General features: G+C 40.5%; 21 protein-coding genes. 6 read left to right on the top strand and 15 right to left on the bottom strand.

The features are described 5' to 3' along the window. Window positions 1–2: 2 nt before the first annotated feature. Window positions 3–461, top strand: a complete 459-nt coding sequence (locus tag CHB71_RS15270; RefSeq protein ID WP_089357806.1) for a RidA family protein — start codon at window positions 3–5, stop codon at window positions 459–461. A gap of 87 nt (window positions 462–548) precedes the next feature. On the opposite strand, the gene CHB71_RS15265 is transcribed toward CHB71_RS15270, so the two are convergent. Then, on the bottom strand, window positions 549–1,391 hold the full coding sequence (locus tag CHB71_RS15265) for a universal stress protein (RefSeq protein WP_089357805.1): 843 nt from the start codon (window positions 1,389–1,391) through the stop codon (window positions 549–551). Window positions 1,392–1,398: 7 nt separating this feature from the next. After that, window positions 1,399–2,313, bottom strand: coding sequence for a universal stress protein (locus CHB71_RS15260; protein WP_089357804.1), 915 nt, complete (start codon window positions 2,311–2,313; stop codon window positions 1,399–1,401). Between the two features lie 60 nt (window positions 2,314–2,373). Between CHB71_RS15260 and CHB71_RS15255 the strand changes: the two genes are divergently transcribed. Next, entirely contained in the window at window positions 2,374–3,042 is a 669-nt protein-coding gene (locus tag CHB71_RS15255) for a cysteine dioxygenase (protein WP_089357803.1), read from the top strand. A gap of 19 nt (window positions 3,043–3,061) precedes the next feature. Here CHB71_RS15255 and CHB71_RS15250 read toward each other — a convergent pair whose 3' ends face one another. The 9 genes from CHB71_RS15250 to CHB71_RS15210 all read right to left on the bottom strand — a co-directional run bounded on the left by CHB71_RS15250 (window position 3,062) and on the right by CHB71_RS15210 (window position 10,600). After that, window positions 3,062–3,844 (bottom strand): ABC transporter permease, encoded by a 783-nt coding sequence (locus CHB71_RS15250; protein WP_089357802.1) that lies wholly within the window; start codon window positions 3,842–3,844, stop codon window positions 3,062–3,064. 66 nt (window positions 3,845–3,910) lie between these two features. Further along, window positions 3,911–4,627, bottom strand: coding sequence for an ABC transporter ATP-binding protein (locus CHB71_RS15245; protein ID WP_089357801.1), 717 nt, complete (start codon window positions 4,625–4,627; stop codon window positions 3,911–3,913). Continuing rightward, entirely contained in the window at window positions 4,624–5,850 is a 1,227-nt protein-coding gene (locus CHB71_RS15240) for a nitrous oxide reductase family maturation protein NosD (RefSeq protein WP_089357800.1), read from the bottom strand. Before CHB71_RS15240 ends, CHB71_RS15245 begins: the two co-directional genes overlap by 4 nt. A gap of 5 nt (window positions 5,851–5,855) precedes the next feature. Continuing rightward, the gene (locus tag CHB71_RS15235) at window positions 5,856–6,287 is read right to left on the bottom strand and encodes a nitrous oxide reductase accessory protein NosL (RefSeq protein ID WP_089358070.1); all 432 of its coding nucleotides are present in this window, start codon (window positions 6,285–6,287) and stop codon (window positions 5,856–5,858) included. A gap of 5 nt (window positions 6,288–6,292) precedes the next feature. Further along, entirely contained in the window at window positions 6,293–6,910 is a 618-nt protein-coding gene (locus tag CHB71_RS15230; RefSeq protein WP_089357799.1) for a hypothetical protein, read from the bottom strand. A gap of 77 nt (window positions 6,911–6,987) precedes the next feature. Next, a complete protein-coding gene (nosZ, locus tag CHB71_RS15225; protein ID WP_089357798.1) occupies window positions 6,988–8,955 on the bottom strand; it encodes a Sec-dependent nitrous-oxide reductase in 1,968 nt (655 codons plus the stop codon). Between the two features lie 12 nt (window positions 8,956–8,967). After that, on the bottom strand, window positions 8,968–9,540 hold the full coding sequence (locus CHB71_RS15220; RefSeq protein ID WP_089357797.1) for a fasciclin domain-containing protein: 573 nt from the start codon (window positions 9,538–9,540) through the stop codon (window positions 8,968–8,970). A gap of 17 nt (window positions 9,541–9,557) precedes the next feature. Continuing rightward, window positions 9,558–10,049 (bottom strand): c-type cytochrome, encoded by a 492-nt coding sequence (locus CHB71_RS15215; RefSeq protein WP_089357796.1) that lies wholly within the window; start codon window positions 10,047–10,049, stop codon window positions 9,558–9,560. Between the two features lie 131 nt (window positions 10,050–10,180). Next, entirely contained in the window at window positions 10,181–10,600 is a 420-nt protein-coding gene (locus tag CHB71_RS15210; RefSeq protein WP_089357795.1) for an RrF2 family transcriptional regulator, read from the bottom strand. A gap of 141 nt (window positions 10,601–10,741) precedes the next feature. On the opposite strand from CHB71_RS15210, the gene CHB71_RS15205 reads away from it, so the two are divergent. The 4 genes from CHB71_RS15205 to CHB71_RS15190 are packed head-to-tail and all read left to right on the top strand — an operon-like array spanning window position 10,742 to window position 12,821. Next, on the top strand, window positions 10,742–11,296 hold the full coding sequence (locus CHB71_RS15205) for a hypothetical protein (RefSeq protein WP_089357794.1): 555 nt from the start codon (window positions 10,742–10,744) through the stop codon (window positions 11,294–11,296). A gap of 39 nt (window positions 11,297–11,335) precedes the next feature. After that, entirely contained in the window at window positions 11,336–11,536 is a 201-nt protein-coding gene (locus tag CHB71_RS15200; RefSeq protein ID WP_089357793.1) for a hypothetical protein, read from the top strand. A gap of 4 nt (window positions 11,537–11,540) precedes the next feature. Next, window positions 11,541–12,185, top strand: coding sequence for an MCP four helix bundle domain-containing protein (locus CHB71_RS15195; protein WP_089357792.1), 645 nt, complete (start codon window positions 11,541–11,543; stop codon window positions 12,183–12,185). Window positions 12,186–12,191: 6 nt separating this feature from the next. Beyond that, the gene (locus CHB71_RS15190; RefSeq protein WP_089357791.1) at window positions 12,192–12,821 is read left to right on the top strand and encodes an MCP four helix bundle domain-containing protein; all 630 of its coding nucleotides are present in this window, start codon (window positions 12,192–12,194) and stop codon (window positions 12,819–12,821) included. A 7-nt stretch (window positions 12,822–12,828) separates the two neighbouring features. On the opposite strand, the gene hemN is transcribed toward CHB71_RS15190, so the two are convergent. From hemN to ccoG, 4 genes are all read right to left on the bottom strand, one after another. After that, window positions 12,829–14,172 carry an oxygen-independent coproporphyrinogen III oxidase gene (hemN, locus tag CHB71_RS15185; protein ID WP_089357790.1) on the bottom strand — a complete coding sequence of 448 codons (1,344 nt, stop codon included), beginning with the start codon at window positions 14,170–14,172 and terminating at the stop codon, window positions 12,829–12,831. A gap of 102 nt (window positions 14,173–14,274) precedes the next feature. Next, window positions 14,275–14,955, bottom strand: a complete 681-nt coding sequence (locus CHB71_RS15180) for a sulfite exporter TauE/SafE family protein (protein ID WP_089357789.1) — start codon at window positions 14,953–14,955, stop codon at window positions 14,275–14,277. Continuing rightward, the gene (locus CHB71_RS15175; RefSeq protein WP_089357788.1) at window positions 14,952–15,383 is read right to left on the bottom strand and encodes a FixH family protein; all 432 of its coding nucleotides are present in this window, start codon (window positions 15,381–15,383) and stop codon (window positions 14,952–14,954) included. Before CHB71_RS15175 ends, CHB71_RS15180 begins: the two co-directional genes overlap by 4 nt. Before the next feature lie 43 nt (window positions 15,384–15,426). After that, window positions 15,427–16,854: a cytochrome c oxidase accessory protein CcoG gene (gene ccoG / locus CHB71_RS15170; RefSeq protein ID WP_089357787.1), complete on the bottom strand. Its 1,428-nt coding sequence runs from the start codon at window positions 16,852–16,854 to the stop codon at window positions 15,427–15,429. Window positions 16,855–16,857: the final 3 nt, after the last annotated feature.

Genomic DNA, 16,857 nt, shown 5'->3' with positions numbered 1-16,857 from the left:
GTATGAATCTATCACAAAGAGTAAAAGCATTGGGTCTTTCATTACCAGAAGTCTCTACTCCAGGAGGAAACTACGTTTCAGTTAACAAACGAGGAGCTATTGCCTATGTAGCTATACAATTTCCTATTCTAAATGAGAAATTCTTGCATCAGGGTAAGCTCGGAGCTTCCATTTCTGACGAAGATGGTATAAAGGCCATGGAGCTATGCGCTTTGAACGTAATTGCACAAATTGACTCCAAAATTGGTTTTGATTCAGTTGAAGGACTGAATCATTTTGATGCTTACTATCAATCCACTGAAGGTTGGGATAATGCGCCAGTGATTGTAAATGGAGCATCAGATTTGTTTGTGAATGTCCTGGAAGAGAAAGGAACTCATTCCCGGGCAATTTTCGGGGTGGATCGGTTGCCACGCAACTTTAGTGTAGGCATTACTTCTAGTTTTACCTTAATACGCTAGCCAAACAAAAAACCCTGACATTACTGTCAGGGTTATGTGACTGTGCTCGGTTCGAATCAGAAACCTTATTAGCATCCGAATTCTATATTACGCTAAAATCTTATAAACCAGGATTGGAATCTTAGATTCATTTACTACATCTTCGGTAATGGAGCCACCGATCAGATGAGCTATTCCTTTCTTACCATGTGTCCCCATCACTATAAGACCAGCATTCACTTCATTGGCAAACTGTACAGCACCTTCGTCTACAAATTCAGCTTCAACCGTACTTATGCTATAGTCTTTTAGGTGGTTTCTTTCCGCAAACTGTTCCAGGCGTTTTTTTACCTGCACTTCTTCAAGCCAGTTGTAAGGAGTCTTTACTTTCACAACGTGCATATTCAAACCTAACAACTCCTGAATTTCCTTTGCCTTATACGCAATCAAATCCTGCTCCGCACTCAGATCTGAAGCGAAAGCCATGCTTTTCATGTCCTTTAAATGCGTTTCACCTTTGATTATAATCACGGGACATTCTGCATGTCGGATCATTCGCTCAGCATTCGAGCCAATGAAAACTTCCCGAATACCTGAAGCTCCCTTTGAGCCCATAATTATCCAGCCCGCATTTTCTTCTGCAATCAACTTACTAATGTTCGTAAAGGCATTTCCAGACTTCATGTGTACATGTACTTTATGGCCTGCATCCTTGGGGCGCTTTGCCCATTCATCCAATTTATTGTGGGTGGCTTTGAGGTATTCACCCGTGTAAAAGGACTCCATTCCGGAAGTATTTACTTCGCCCATAAAACTTAAATGTCCTACCGGCATTTCTACTACATGGACGAGGACAATCTCACCTTTTACCCGTTCGTTGAACTCAATTGCAAAATTCAGTGCATGGGACGCTTCCTCAGAAAAGTCTATTGGTACTATTATTTTTTTCATTTTGAATTTAATCTGTAGTTAAAACTTCTATTTTCTTATACTCTGGTTTTCCATAAGCCTCTTTTATACTTTTTAGGCTCAGGGATTTTTCATTTTTATCCATCTTAAAGGACCAAACAGGGATATCGATATGATTGACCGTATCTTCCGTTAGGCTACCGGATAGCCAATGAGAAATGCCTCTTCTCGCATGTGTTGGCATGGCAATCATATCCGCATTGGTTTCATCAGCGTGTAACAAAATCCCATCGGAAGGGAATACATTTTTTACCACAGTAAACTCATAGTCTTTGATATTAAACGATTCGGTGAATTCGCTAAGCTCAGCACTCACAACAATTTCGTTTTCTATGTTGTGAGGTGTTTTTACCCATAGAAATTCTATCTGTGCATCAAATTGTCTTTGCAAGTCTCCTATCTGTTTTAAAAAGCTACTCTTGATTTCTCTTATATCTATGGGCACTAAGATCTTCTTAATACCATCGACAGAACAACGAGAGGGAACAGATATAACCGGACATGGTATTTTCCGCACAATTTTTTCCGTATTTGAACCCACAAGAGCTTCCTCCAATCCTGAAGTTCCGTTTGTTCCGATGACCACCAGGTCATACCCCTGTTCTGTGACCATATCCTTAATGCCCATAACCAAATGCATTTCACTCACCATCGTATTGATTCTTCTTCTGGTTTGAAACAGCTTTACAAACTTTTTCATCTTCTCTTCCATGACCCCTTTAAAATCTGCCAATAAAGATTTTGCACTGGTAAATGATGTGAATTCGTAACCAGCATGATAATCAAAATGAAGACAGTTAAGTAGTGTGATTTCAGCATCATTCTTTTCGGCTAATTCGATAGCAAACTGAGTGGCATGCTCACTTACTTCAGAAAAATCGATGGGTACAAGTATTTTTTTCATGACTGTATTTTTTAAAGTTCCAATGCAAGCCAAAAGTAGGGATGAGAAACACCCGTGGTAATGACAAATAGTAGCTTCCCTGCTGATTTACGTCATCCGACTGATGAATCTCAGCTTGCCAAGTGGCAATTATCACAATTCCTTGTGGAGCTGACACCTAACTTGGCTTTAATCAAAAAATATTCGATTATGGAAACGATTAGAACAGTTGAGCAGCTGGTAAATGCTCTTAACAATTGCGTGGAATCAGGGAATCATGTGCTGGATGTAATGACCAATGTGGAGATACCTCGTGAAGAGTTTGAAAAATACTATTCATGGAGTGACGAGAAACAAGCAAGAAATGTGCTGGCACGAAATGATGATTTTGAGGTGCTACTGGTCTGCTGGGAAAAAGGCCAGTCCTCTCCTATTCATGACTTCAATGCCCAGGAGGCATGGATTCACCCGATTGAAGGGATGCTTAGAGAAGAGCGATTCAAGATCAATGTTGATGACGATCGATTGGAAAAAGTAAGTAATATGCTTTTGGGGAACGATGAGTTTTCATACATGAATCAAATCGGTATTCATCGGTATTCCAATGCCAACAAAGCCCGTTCCGTTAGCTTAAACATCTATCGTAAACCAGTCGCTGAGTGGCATGTGTATGACGAAGGGAGTTCTAGTAGTACCATGATGGAGACCTGGGAAAACAAGAACTACAATTTACTTAGACAGGAGGCTTAGCAGTCTCCTTTTTTTTGCCTCAAAAATCCTTTCTAAGCGATTTTCGAAGCATGAGCATCACAGGAATAAATATCCAAAGCAGCAGCACACCAACTGAAATGAGTATTCCTAAATTGGTGCCAAAAAATTTCTGAAACAATGCACCTGTGTATCCGAGAAGCGCTGAAATCTCCAGTTTGAGTAAAATCATGATACGACTCAAATCAATCGGATTAAAAAGCGAAGCTCCAAGAGCAAACTTGTCCAACGGATAGTCTCCAAAAACGATTAGTGAAATCATAAATAGTCCATCATAGATCACCGCAAAAAAGAGCCACATCAAAATGGCATAGCCAAAACCTTTGATTTTGTTAGAGTTACCAAGACCAATATTAAGGGACAAAGCCACGAAAATGAACGTGAGAAATGTGCCAGACGCAAGCAGTGTGATAAAGTTGCCAACCGCATCTGATTGAGTGATCCCATACATTAGAAAGGGTATGCCTAGCCCGATAATTAAACTCATGGAGAGTGAGAGTGACAGGCCCAGGTATTGTCCAAGAAAAATGGTGGAACGCTTCACGGGTTGTGAGAGCAATAGCTCCGTAAACTCACGGGAGTTATAGAAATACATAATTCCAAAGATGGTTCCGATCATGGGGGTAAGTACCACTATGATATTCATCAAGGTAATGGTTGCTTTCGATAGGTCTGAATTAAGGAAAAGCAAAACGAATCCCAAAAGCATGTAAAATGCCAGGTACACGTAGCTCCATCTGCTACGCATTAAATCGTAAAAGCTGTATTTTAATATTTTGATCATCGTATTCGTATTAAGCTCGAGACGGATAGCATTTAGTTCTAGCCATTTCTTTATCAATTCAATTCTCTAATGATTATGTGTGCCATTAGGCACAAGCATCGCTGCGATTGCGTGTTCCAAATCTTTTTCATTCGTCTGTTTTTGCATCTCTTCCAATGTTCCCTGAAAATGAATCTTACCATCCAGCAGGAAGATGATCTCTTCGGCCACCTCCTCTACCAGGCTCATAATGTGTGTGGTTATGAGTATGGTTTTACCTTTCTCACGTTCTTCTTCAATCAGCTTCTTTAACTCTATGAGTGCCACCGGATCCAGTCCGGCCGTAGGTTCATCCATGATGCAGATGTTTGCATCGAACATAAATGCCAACACGATATTCACCTTCTGTCTTGTACCCCCGGAAAGATCAGACAGTTTCTTATCCAGAAATTTCTCCAATCCAAAACGTTGAATTAGCTCAACCTCTCTACCCTTCCGATTTCGAATGTCTAAAATCATCTTGATAAGCTCATTGACTGTCAAGTTCTCCGGAAAACGAGCAATCTGTGGTAAGTAAGCTATGTCCTTTCGGTATTCCCAGCTTCTTTTAATGGCTGCTCCATTGACCTGAAGTTCGCCATTATTAGGAATGACCATACCCAAAATGGTTTTTAGTAGCGTTGTTTTGCCGGATCCATTGTGCCCAAGAACCGCGAAAACACCGGGACGATTAATTGAAAAGCTCACACCTTTCAATACCTCCAATTTGCCAAAGCTTTTATTTAGATCTGTAACTTGAATCATTTGAATGCGTTCATTGCCGGTGTTCGATCCACCAGGTTGTCAGGAGTAAAAACAGGCGAAACCTTTTCGGAAAAATTCATAATGTCTACAAAAAGGCTTCTGAGTAAAATGATGGTTTCCGGGGTTTTATTCACAATGTAAGAAAATAGCTTCACCGGTCTATACGGCACATCTCCCACACCATCTTTATCTAGATCGTATCCGGTATAATCCCCCCAGTAATTTCCATCAAACGTGTTATCATTCATCTTAGAGTTATAGGAAACATCAAAAGAGTTTCCTTTGAAATCATTTCCGGTGATCCGATTGGTGTAGCAACCTCCGGATACCTTAATCGCCCACCCATTTTTATTAAATACATTACCGACATAATTAATACGACTGGTACCATCTATAAAAACAGCCGTCGTGTTTTCGGTGAATTCATTATCCAAAACTTCCGCATCGTATATTTCTTTTAATAGCAGCCCATAACTCGCTGGTCCCCAGTTGTTAATAAAGACATTGCTTTTCATGATAATAAACTTAGAAAACATGACAGCCACACCTGCTCCATTGTGTTCAAATCGATTCCCGATATAATCATCATTATTGGAAAACATGAAATGTAATCCATATCTAACATTGTCATGTGCATAGTTTTCTTCAATAATGCTTTCATCCACAAACTCCAGGTAAATGCCATCCCTCATTTTGAATACTTCATTGTCATGGATCTGCAGGTTGGAGCAATGCCATGCGTGAATGCCATTGCCCGCTTCATCCTCTTTTACATTCTCTCCATAGACCAGATTATTCCTGATGATTCCATGTTTGGATTTTTCAATCAATAGTCCAAAAAATGGATCGACCACAATGTTGTTCTCTATAACCAAATGATTCGCTCTGGAGGCATAGATCGCAGCATAGTCTTTCGTGTAGCTTTTACCGGCATTGATGATTTTCAGCCCGGAAATATTAATACTGTCAGCGAGCAACTTTAACACATAGCTTTTATTCTGACCATCCAATATGGCACCCTTTTCACCAATCAGGGTCAAGGGTTTTGTTATTTCAAGATCAACTACGGGATAAACACCACTTTTTACAATGAGGGTATCGTGTGGCTCACTGAGGTTTACTGCTTGTTGTAAATCCTTGATCTCACAGCTTGGACAAACCATTATTTGTCCGCTAGACTGCAGAAAAATCAAAGCAAAAAATAAAGCCAGCAGTATTCTCATCTAACTCAATTAACTTCAAATTCTACTTTTAAAGCCTTCCAATCCAGGGCGGTCCCGGATACATCCTGCACTGTCTCGTTTCGTTTATCCTCACTTTCAAATGCCGTAAGGAATTCACCCATGGGGCTGGGGATTTCCTGAGATATCAAATAAGCAGCACCAGAGGCATCTGTCAATACGCCGGGATTGGCATAATCAGCAACGAGGTAGTGTTGAACCTCCGGATGTTCCCATTCCTTCAGATCATTGAGCATACACTCAATGGCATCATACTTAAAGGCCTTACCAGTTTTTGTGACCAGTTGTGCAGCATGTTGCTTATCCACAATGGTCATTTTGCAGAAAACACATGCGTCCTGTCCATAATATATGGGTTTTGGACCCGTGCTACAGGATAAAACAAAGAGTGACAACAGCATTGCATTTATTAATCTCATAGTGCTCATGATTTAGAAACTAATCTGGCTTTTCGACCCAGGAAAAAAGATACCAAACTCAGTAACATACCAAGCCCTAGTAATATGCCTCCTGTCCGTGGATACGAAAAGGCATCAAAATTTAGTAGCTTTTTATGCCCCAGTAGTGGAGGGTTATACTGCATCGGTGTACCATCAGGATTGACAAGTTTCAGTATTGCATTGGGATCCAGATCGGTACCATAATCCACCAGCCATAAATTAAAATCATAGATACCAAGTGCCCCAAGTATGCTCATCATTACAAACCATACAAGAAACAAGATCGGAGATATTTTTCCCATTAAACCCAGGATGCCAATAAGGATCCCAAGACCGGCCATTAACCATACTACTTTCGGAAACACGGAGAACTCCCACATATCATCAGGTTTTGGCAGTGTTTTCATACCAATGTAGTGATTGAGTCCATCAATGTTTTGAATATCGAACTCACTCTCTCCCTTCAATCCATTTACATGAATGTCAATTCCAAGTGGCTCAGGGTATTGAGGAGCTCCAAGCCGGATGTTCCACATCGGGAAAACAAATAATCCAAGCAGCATACTGCTACCTATGATCATAATAATTCCAGCACGTTTCATTTGTTTAACATGTTTTAAATGAGAAATTTGTATAAAACTGTAAGACTGAATCAATCATCAGTCTTACAGCTTTCATTTTAGATGTCGTCACCGTCCAGGGTATAACTCAACTCGATGTTTGAGTTTGCAGGTGATACTCTAATGTATCCTTGCATTTCCTGATGAAGTGCTGAGCAGAAGTCTGTGCAGTAGAATGGCCACACTCCAACTCTTTCTGGTTCCCAAAGTGAAGTTTTGGTCTGACCAGGCATTACAAGTATTTCAGATGTTCTCTGTCCGATCATGGAGAATCCATGGGGTACATCAAAATCCTGCTCATGGTTAGTGATATGGAAGTACACTTTGTCACCCACTTTGATACCTTCGATATTATCAGGCGTAAAGTGACTTCTGATGGTGGACATATAGATATGTACTTCTTTGCCATCTCTTTCTACCCTGGCTTCTGCCGGACTCTTAATAGCATATGGGTGATTGTTCTCATCGATTCGGTAAATTTTCTTAGAGTTATTCACCAAAAGTTCTGCATCACATCCAGCAGCATAGTGCGGTTCTCCATGCGTAGGAAAATCGTAAAGCAGCTCCATTTTCTCTCCTGAGATATCATAAATCTGTGCAGAGTGCTCCATTTCAGGACCTGTAGGTAGGTAGCGATCTTTCGTGATCTTGTTCATAGCTACTAGGTACTTACCATGCGGTTTTCTTGAGTTACCGCCTGGGATCATTAAGTGACCTACAGAGTAATAAGTTGGCTTTCTATCCACTACTTCCCAGGTTCCAAGTTTCCACTTTACTACCTCTGAGGAGATAAAGAAAGTAGTGTACGCATTCCCTTTTCCATCAAACTCGGTGTGCAGTGGGCCTAAGCCACCACTCTGTACGCTACCTGCCAATACATCGTCATAGTTCAAAATCGGAATACCATATGCATCGCCATCAAATTTTTCCGCATCAATAGCAGCCAACATTTTGTCGAATGAATGGACAGTTATGTTTGCTGATAGCTTACCTGAACCAATAATATACTCTCCATTAGGGTCTACATCACACCCGTGAGGTGATTTAGGAGTTGGTAGAAAGTAGATAGCACCTGGTACATCCACAGGATTAACAGTAAGCACCTCGTTCTTCATGGTAGAAGTAGCTGTATGTGTGGATTCATCGTATACATTGTGGGCAAATTTGGCAGGCATTTTAGTTCCACCTCCGTTGTTCACATATTCTTCTATTTTCTTCCAGTTAATCGCAGCAATGAAGTCCTTGTCATTCTGTGATGCATTTACTTCAAGCAGTGAATTGGCTTCTTCGGTATTATAAGTAGAGAAGAAGAACCAACCATGTGACTTGCCTCTGCCGGGGTGCGACAGATCATAGTTGAAACCAGGCATCAACAACTGAAACTTGATATCCATATGTCCATGCTCTTGATCAACTGCGATAAATGTCAGGGCTCCTTTGAAATTTGCCTTGTATTCACTGATTGGCATATCCTTTTGAGGTACAGGCACGGAAAACCGTGTTCCAGCTACTACATATTCAGTGTTTTCAGTAATGAAAGAAGAACTGTGATTACCGGCACTATTAGGTACTTCGATGATCTCCTCTGTCTCAAAGGTGGTCAAACTGATTCTTGCAATACGCGGAGTATTATTTCCGTTAGCAAAAATCCATCTTCCATCCAGTTCACCATTTGTTTGGGAAATATCCGGGTGGTGAAGATCATCCCATGGAATGAAACCAAACGAAGTATTTAACATAGGTTTAGTTTCTTCCGAATAGCCATAACCTGACGTTGGAAATTGAGAGAATACAGGGATCTCTTTAAAGAGTCGTCCTGAAGGCAGTCCGTAAACGGTCAGGTTGCCACTATAGCCTCCAGACAGGAAAGCGTATTGTTCATCCCTTTCGCCGGGTGCTACGTACACTTTTTCAGCAATATTACTGCTAAGCGCACCATTACCTCCTCTATCCCCTGCCTGACCACAAGAAAACAAGAAGGCAAGCGCGCTTATGAATAAAATATTTTTAATAATGTTAGTTTTCATTTTATTGGTTTTTTAAGGTAAAATCACTTTTTCTATTACATGGATGATTCCATTTGAAGCAGCCACTGTTCCGACAATTTTGGCTCCTCCAATGCTCACATTGTCTCCATCTACTGTTACTTCGAGGTAATCCCCGGTAGCCATGTAAATTTTTCTTCCCTTCTCAGCCTCACGTTTAAGAGCGTTTAAATCGAATGAACCAGGAGCAGCATGACGAGTGATTATCGTAGCAAGATCTCCCTTGTTCTCGGGCTTCAAAAGGTTGTCTAATGTGCCCTCAGGAAGTGCGTCGAAAGCTTCATTGACAGGAGCAAACACGGTAAGTGGCCCGGCATTGACAAGCACATGCTCAATTTGAGCAGCCTGAACTGCTGCGACTAACGTGCTGTGAGGCTCTGACGAAATAGCAACCTGCAGAATATTGGGATCAGACACATCGTCTACAACAGAGGCTTGCCCCATCGGATGGCTATCTGTCCCCGTGGAGGCTTCTGAAGAAGAATCACCCTCTTTCTGAGGTGTACACGACCATATCAGTGCAGAAAGCACCAATAAGGTCAAAGAGTTTAAAATTTTATCTTTCATAGTATTATAGGTTTGGTTTATAAGGTTCTGAAGTATTCCAAAATATCACGAGCCTGTTCTTCAGTCATGTTTTGGTTAGCCATAGCAGCTCCGTTAAACTCAACTAAAAGATCCTTGGCACATCTATCCTGCTCCACCATTAATTGAGGATCCAGGATCATATTCATAATCCATTCCGGACTTCTCCGTTTCATGATTCCTTTTGGTGAAGGACCAATGAAGCGTTTATCTATCTTATGGCAAGCGCTGCAGTTGGTACTGAAAAGTGTTTTTCCTCTCTCTACCATTTCCTGATCAATGGTCTCCGAAAGTGGTAAATCCTTAATTGGCCCTACCCCTTTGTTATCCAGTGTGATACGCTCACTAGCAGGAACATTGCTTTCTGCTTCTGTAGCTTCCATTTTGGACTGCTCTTTGATCTGATCGATCTTGCTTTTTCCGCCTCCGCCTCCACATGCTGTGATGATAAAAAGCGCGGCTATTAAAGTGATTGATAATACTCTATTCATGACATTTACTATTTAATGGTTCAAAGTTTTAAAGAATCGGATGTCTGAAACATGATCTTCTTCAGTCCTCTTTATGATTTATGTTGTTATTTTAAGATTAAAAGATCATTTTATCCTTTATTAAATAAAAATTAGGTCATTCCTATGCCTTTTGTTATTAATTCAGGATCTCTTATTTCAGTAGAAAGTAGGGTTTCCTTTAGCTGATCGCGTATTTCTATAAACTTGAAATGAACCGGACATGGGTTTTTTCCTGAACAAGTTTCAAGTCCAAGTACACAACTTTCCAATAGTTTGTTTCCATCTATGGCTTTCACAATATCTACCAGTTTGATCTGCTTGTTAGGAGCTAATTCAAAACCTCCTGTTGGCCCTTTGTAAGAGACTAATAATTCACTCTTAACAAGCTGCTGCAATATTTTCGCTGAAAAAGCCTCTGGTGAGTTTATGGCTTCAGATATTTCCTTTACTCCTGTTCTTCTTCCCTCCTGCTCATTACCAGCAATGTAGATCATGATTTTAATGGCATATTCACAGGCTCTCGAAAACATCTATTCCCTTTTCAAGCAAAAATAGTAATCCACCTAATAAAGGACAAACTAATCCTTTATTATATTTAAGTATTTACACCCAACAAAAAATCACGATTTATTACCTCTCACTCATTATTAAATATGACGTTAATTTATCCTATGAGATTGGCGATCATATCTATTCTTCTCTTTGGATCCATAAACATTTACGGTAATAAAAGTTATGAGCCTTATACTGTTGAGAAAAAGATACTGATCCTATCCATCCATTTGGATGCTGAAATGATGGACCTTTCTAAATACAAAAACCTTAAAGTCTTTTGTAATGATAATAGTTACAGGGAAACGATATTCAGCCTTCTAGATCAAATTCATACATATCACGATATGCTGGAAAAGGAACTACAGATTACCAGCTACAATCATTCCAAAAGGACTATCAGCAGAATCTTAAGACATATGGATCATCTTGATCGGAAATTCAATCCGGATGACTTCACAGGCTTTTTCAGGGAGCAATGTTCCATTCAATCTAAAATCGAGAAGTACTCTGATCACTATAAAGCGGGATTTGCCAGTCACTCTTACGGAAGCAAGGTATACGCTCAAGAGGTGGTGATGTACCGATATCTCAAACGATTAACCAAAAAAGTAAAGCGCATAAAAAGACATGTGGAGCACTTCTATATAAGGAGAAAAGTGTGGGAGCATTAATCCCATCAGAGGTTTCGATCATAAAAACATAAATAAAAAATGAAAAGTACGGCTAAAATCAAAAGCACAATGACCATGCTTGAGTACTGCAAGTTGCTACTAAACAAAATCAGTTTTAACGATGAATTGCTCAAAAAAGAGTATCAAAAGGGACTTAAATACCTAAACCCTAAAGATCAGGAAGAGCTAAAGCAATGGCTTCTCTTAAAAGGAAAAATGGTTGATAACAAAAACGATTAAAAAGATGAGGTGGAAATATATTCTAGATAAGAAAAGGAATGAGGCAATAGTATTGTTCTCAGTTCTACTAATGATTGTCATGATAGGTTATATGCATAAAAAGAATCTGTCAGACATGGAAGAAACGGTTACTTCTATTTATGAAGACAGGCTGGTGGCCAATGAATATATTTTTGAGCTATCACGAAAAACTGAGAGCAAAAAGTGGCTGATGGCTAATAATCAGGATGCAGCTCAAGAACTGGCTTTGTTAAATCATGAAATAGACATATTGATTGATGCATATGAAAAAACAGATCTCACAGTCGAAGAAAGTAAGCTTTGGGAGAAGCTCAAAAGTGAATTGGCTCTTGCTGATGAATTTGAAAACCAAATACTTCATAACCTGGCTTCAAAGCAAAGGATTCAATTAGAAAAACATCTTGACAGTCAATACGAACGTATTCATCGTGATTTAGTAGGGCTTTCACACATCCAACTAAAGGAAGGAAAAAGCCTGGTGGATAACTCGAAAAAAATATTGTCTTCAAATAATATTAGTAGTCGTTTAGAAATCGCTCTTATGATTATTGTGCTTCTTATTTTTCTCATGATTAATCCAACATTTAGAATGAAAAGAATTAAGAACTTCCATAATTCATATAACTAGCACTACATGCGTTGGAAACTTACTTTAGCACAAAGAATAAGATTGGGTGCTTCACTGGCTGTGGTTTTTCTTTTGATTTTAGCCACAAACCTGATAGACAAGAATCACTTTAGAATTGTTAAAGAAAACCTTACCACTGTTTATGAAGACCGATTACTAACCAAAAACTATTTGTACGGGATATCCAGGCAAGTCCAGCAAAAAAAGGAAATCTATGAGCACCTAGACATAGAAAGCAATAGCCTGAAAAAGCTGAATCTACAAATCAATGATTCCATCACGACACTCATTGATAAGTTTGGGGCTACTAAACTTACAGAAAATGAGAAGCTTCGTTTCGAATCTCTAAAAAAGAATATTGAATATCTAAATAAGCTTGAAAACAAGCACATCATCAAAGAATCAATTGCACCTGAGGCACCTTTTACATCCAGCAGCGAAAAACATTTTCAAGCTATATATCAGGATTTGGACGCTTTATTCAGAATTCAACTTGAAGAAGGTAGTAGAGTTATTCGAAATTCCACACAGACGATTGGAACCAGTAATTTTATTTCCAAATTAGAAATTGCAGCTTTGATAGCTATTGGAGTGCTGATCCAGCTTTTAATCTTTTTGAAGCCGATTAAGCACTAGCCGATTATTAAACTGCCTTACTAAACTGTTGCGCTCGATTGCTCCTGCTCATTCTTGCATCCAAGGCAGTACAAATCACGCGAATCACTTCACGGCCTTGAGGTAAGACCTTCATTCCGGTTTCATCATACATAATGAGTCCCTCCTCCTGCAGCTGATCAAGCAATTTGTAATTAAGCGCCACGCAATGTTCCAGGAATTCAGACTCATGCCATGTCGTTTCAAAATCACACATCAAATTCAAGATGTGCTTTCTGAAAAACAGATCTTGCTTGGTATGGATGTGTCCTTTAATAATTGGTTGCTGATTTTGATCCAGGTATTCATAGTATTTTGGGATACTCTTCTCATTTTGAGCAAAGCCTGACCAGCTATCGCTGATGGAACTCACCCCCAACCCTATAAGCAGCTTGCTGGTAAATGGCGTATAGCCCATAAAGTTTCTATGGAGCTCACCGTTTTTGCGAGCCTCCAGCAATTCATCGCCGTGCAACACGTAATGATCCATACCCACCTCTTCATAGCCTGCCTGAGTAAAAGCCTCTTTTCCCAGCTGCATAAATCTCCATTTTTTGTCTTCATCAGGTAAGTACTGCTCATACGATTTCTGTGCCGGTCGCATGGCAGGAACGTGCGCATAGCTGTAGTATGCAATACGTTCCGGCTTCAATTCAATAATTTGATTCAATGTATTCCGGACGGATTCAATGGTTTGTCCGGGCAAACCATAAACCACATCATAGTTTACCGAAGAATATCCTATCTCTCGTGCCTTCTCAGTAATCGCTTTTACCTGCTCAAATGACTGCATGCGGTTGATTAGTTTCTGAACATTCAGATCAAAATCCTGAATACCAAAGCTGACGCGATCAAAGCCCAGCTGATGTAAGGTCTCCAGATGTTTGGCTGTGGTGTTGGCCGGGTGCCCTTCGAACGACATCTGAAATTCTTTGGAGAGTGTAGCCTTTTCAATGATCCCCGAAAGCAATCGATTGAGGTTTTTCGGAGCGAAGAAAGTTGGTGTCCCGCCACCCAGATGAATTTCTCTAATCAATGGTTTTTCAGGAAGTCTTTCCAAATACAACTCCCACTCCATCAATAAATGATCAATGTATGGTTCTTCTACCTGATGGTTTTTAGTGATCCTGGTATTGCAGGCACAATACGTACACAAGCTCTCACAAAAGGGCAAGTGAATATAGATGCTCACCTCTTTGCTACTCTCCCAGAAAGCCGACTGCAATGTCTTTTCATAGGATTGAATAGAGAAGCTTTCCGGCTCCCAGAATGGAACGGTGGGATAGCTTGTATATCTTGGAACAGGTTGGTTGTATTTCTTCAGGTCTTGCATAAATCAAAATTTGACCCAAAGCTAGAGACGTGAAAAAGGGTTTGGTTTGATGAATGGAAGGGTCGAATATGATTTATATCAGGACCCATCCCTAACGGAGAATTAGAGTCCACAAACCGTAATTAATCCAGCTGCATTGGCTTGAACCAATTGATTAAATTGAGGGGAGGTGGTCAGTAGTCCTCTGGTAATCAAAAGCAGCCCGGAGGCAATAGCAATAATAGGAATGGATCTAGGGATAATTGATTTCAATCGGCTGGAAAATACATTCCCTGCGAAAGAAAGGGTGATCAAGGCAGGTAGTGTTCCAAGTCCGAATAGCACCATGAATGCAGCTCCTTCAAGAGAGTTTCCTATCGCGACTGCACCCGCAGCAGCGACATAAGTCAATCCACACGGAAAAAAGCCATTGGCGATTCCACTCAAAAACCAACGCCTTCGCATGGAAAGGTTCTTTGAAAGGAATGACTTCAAGAAATGATAAAATTTTGACTCGTAGTAAAAGCGCTCCAGCTGATGCCTAATTGATGGAATTCCGTAAAGGACAATCAAGCCAAAGCCCAGAACAAATGCTAAAATTTGCTGAAGTTGGAAAAGGGCTACTGTTGCTCCAATTAGTCCTAAAATCAGGCCAATCAAAACATAAGTGAGAATTCTACCTGAATGGTACATCACAAAACCTGTCTTAGATTGCCTAGGGCCCATAAAGGCCATCATCACCGGACCACACATGCCCACACAGTGCAAGCTCCCAAATAACCCGATGATGAATGCACCTATCATTGGATGTAAATGCTGGATTGCTGATAAAAATCTTCTTCTCCTGTCTGCCAGGTAATGTTGACTCGATAACTACCGGCTATCAATTCTGACCGATCGATCTTTTGGATCTGACTGTCTGATAAATCAATATCAAACGTACGATCAAACATCTTCCTCGACGGGTGATAGAAATGGATTGTCCCTGTTGTCCCCTTATCAGGGAAAGTCAGGTGTACTCCTCCGTCTTTTTGGCTAACCAATACCTCCTTTCCTTCCTCAGAAGCATTGGAAAGTCTGTTTAGTTTTTGCTGGTAATTGATTTCCTGTGCGTAGTAGTCTTCCGCTACCAGATCGAAATCCTCCTGAAACGCTTTGACTACCATGTAACCAATGAACGCTGCAAAGAGCACAAATGCTACTACAATTTTATTTCCCCAGTTCATATTCATCAATTCTTTAATTGTCAATTATTCATTATCAATTCTCAATTATCTAGTTCGTTGGTCCCAAAAATTTAGTCTCGACGGTTTCTACTAACTCATCACCTGAATACACCCCAATGGTTGCCATAGTGCTCATTTTCTCAATGTCTTTCGGATCCATGATGATGAAAAAAGCGCCCTCACCTATCCCCTGCTCTACTAAATCGATAGCACCTCCGATCATTTCTATTCTACCATTTGGTTCAATAAGCTCAAAGCGCACATCCATAGCGTCATTGGTTTTGTTCACCAATTTCACCTGGTACAGGTTCGTGATCATACCGTCTTCTCTTTCCTGATAAAGGATTCCTGGGGTTCTCAAAATGGTGGTTTCAAAATCAGAACGCACAAGCAATAATGTAATCAGCACACCAACCAAAAGGATAAGAACTCCCGAATAGGCTTTCATCCGCACTGTGAAGTGAAAGGGCTTTCTCTCGACTATGTTTTCTTCAGAGGCGTATCGAACCAACCCTCGTGGTTTGCCTATTCGATCCATGATTGAATCACATGCGTCGATGCATGCCGTACAGTTCACACACTCCAGTTGTGTGCCGTTGCGAATATCAATGCCAGTCGGGCATACGTACACACACTGATTGCAATCAATGCAATCACCTTTATCAACTACCTCACGGTCTTCTCCCTTTCTAAACTTGCCCCGCGGCTCACCTCGTACATGGTCATAGGCCACTACCACACTTTGCTTGTCCAACAATACGCCTTGCAGCCTTCCGTATGGACATATTGTCGTGCAAACCTGCTCTCGCATCTGACTAAAAACACCATAGAACAGTCCGGTAAATACGAACATTGCGATGAAGCCTGCAGTATTTTCTCCAGGTCCCTCCTCTATAATATTCCAAACCTCATCCACCCCTACCATATAGGCCATGAAGGTGTGCATGATCAACACACTTATCATGATGAAAAGCGTGTGTTTTACCGACTTTTTAACAAGTTTCTCCCTATCCCATGGTTGTTTATCCAGTTTTCGCTGAGCCATGTAATCCCCCTCAATCCAGTACTCTATCTTTCGAAAAACTCCCTCCATGAAAATGGTCTGCGGACAAATCCATCCACAGAAAATACGACCGAATACTACAGTGAAGAGAATGATAAATACCAGTGAGGCCAGCATGCCAATCACAAACAGAAAGAAATCCTGCGGCCAGAATACCTGTCCGAAAATGATGAACTTTCTTTGAAAAACATTAAAGAGCAGAAAAGGCTGACCATCTATTTTAATAAATGGTGCACCAAATAGTAACAATAGCAGGAGATAACTGACTAACGATCGATAGTTGGTGAACTTACCCCGCGGTTTTTTGGGGTACACCCACACACGTTTCCCCTCTTTATCCACCGTGGATAGGTGATCTCGAAACGTTTCCTCAGCGCTCTCCTGCTCCTGATATATATCTTTTACGTCAGCCATTTA

The sequence above is a fragment of the Ekhidna lutea genome, assembly GCF_900188325.1.
Taxonomy (GTDB): Bacteria; Bacteroidota; Bacteroidia; order Cytophagales; family Cyclobacteriaceae; genus Ekhidna; species Ekhidna lutea.
The sequence above is the reverse complement of the archived record's forward strand: the minus strand, read 5'-3'. Positions and strand labels throughout refer to the sequence as shown.

What these genes read in the sequence shown, in the direction of transcription:
- CHB71_RS15270 (WP_089357806.1), top strand. Translation starts at nt 3, where the DNA reads ATGAATCTATCACAAAGAGTAAAAGCATTGGGTCTTTCATTACCAGAA.
- CHB71_RS15195 (WP_089357792.1), top strand. Translation starts at nt 11,541, where the DNA reads ATGAGGTGGAAATATATTCTAGATAAGAAAAGGAATGAGGCAATAGTA.
- CHB71_RS15240 (WP_089357800.1), bottom strand. Translation starts at nt 5,850, where the DNA reads ATGAGAATACTGCTGGCTTTATTTTTTGCTTTGATTTTTCTGCAGTCT.
- CHB71_RS15265 (WP_089357805.1), bottom strand. Translation starts at nt 1,391, where the DNA reads ATGAAAAAAATAATAGTACCAATAGACTTTTCTGAGGAAGCGTCCCAT.
- CHB71_RS15255 (WP_089357803.1), top strand. Translation starts at nt 2,374, where the DNA reads ATGACAAATAGTAGCTTCCCTGCTGATTTACGTCATCCGACTGATGAA.
- hemN (WP_089357790.1), bottom strand. Translation starts at nt 14,172, where the DNA reads ATGCAAGACCTGAAGAAATACAACCAACCTGTTCCAAGATATACAAGC.
- CHB71_RS15250 (WP_089357802.1), bottom strand. Translation starts at nt 3,844, where the DNA reads ATGATCAAAATATTAAAATACAGCTTTTACGATTTAATGCGTAGCAGA.
- nosZ (WP_089357798.1), bottom strand. Translation starts at nt 8,955, where the DNA reads ATGAAAACTAACATTATTAAAAATATTTTATTCATAAGCGCGCTTGCC.
- CHB71_RS15200 (WP_089357793.1), top strand. Translation starts at nt 11,336, where the DNA reads ATGAAAAGTACGGCTAAAATCAAAAGCACAATGACCATGCTTGAGTAC.
- CHB71_RS15245 (WP_089357801.1), bottom strand. Translation starts at nt 4,627, where the DNA reads ATGATTCAAGTTACAGATCTAAATAAAAGCTTTGGCAAATTGGAGGTA.
- ccoG (WP_089357787.1), bottom strand. Translation starts at nt 16,854, where the DNA reads ATGGCTGACGTAAAAGATATATATCAGGAGCAGGAGAGCGCTGAGGAA.
- CHB71_RS15205 (WP_089357794.1), top strand. Translation starts at nt 10,742, where the DNA reads ATGAGATTGGCGATCATATCTATTCTTCTCTTTGGATCCATAAACATT.
- CHB71_RS15215 (WP_089357796.1), bottom strand. Translation starts at nt 10,049, where the DNA reads ATGAATAGAGTATTATCAATCACTTTAATAGCCGCGCTTTTTATCATC.
- CHB71_RS15260 (WP_089357804.1), bottom strand. Translation starts at nt 2,313, where the DNA reads ATGAAAAAAATACTTGTACCCATCGATTTTTCTGAAGTAAGTGAGCAT.
- CHB71_RS15180 (WP_089357789.1), bottom strand. Translation starts at nt 14,955, where the DNA reads ATGATAGGTGCATTCATCATCGGGTTATTTGGGAGCTTGCACTGTGTG.
- CHB71_RS15230 (WP_089357799.1), bottom strand. Translation starts at nt 6,910, where the DNA reads ATGAAACGTGCTGGAATTATTATGATCATAGGTAGCAGTATGCTGCTT.
- CHB71_RS15190 (WP_089357791.1), top strand. Translation starts at nt 12,192, where the DNA reads ATGCGTTGGAAACTTACTTTAGCACAAAGAATAAGATTGGGTGCTTCA.
- CHB71_RS15175 (WP_089357788.1), bottom strand. Translation starts at nt 15,383, where the DNA reads ATGAATATGAACTGGGGAAATAAAATTGTAGTAGCATTTGTGCTCTTT.
- CHB71_RS15210 (WP_089357795.1), bottom strand. Translation starts at nt 10,600, where the DNA reads ATGTTTTCGAGAGCCTGTGAATATGCCATTAAAATCATGATCTACATT.
- CHB71_RS15235 (WP_089358070.1), bottom strand. Translation starts at nt 6,287, where the DNA reads ATGAGATTAATAAATGCAATGCTGTTGTCACTCTTTGTTTTATCCTGT.
- CHB71_RS15220 (WP_089357797.1), bottom strand. Translation starts at nt 9,540, where the DNA reads ATGAAAGATAAAATTTTAAACTCTTTGACCTTATTGGTGCTTTCTGCA.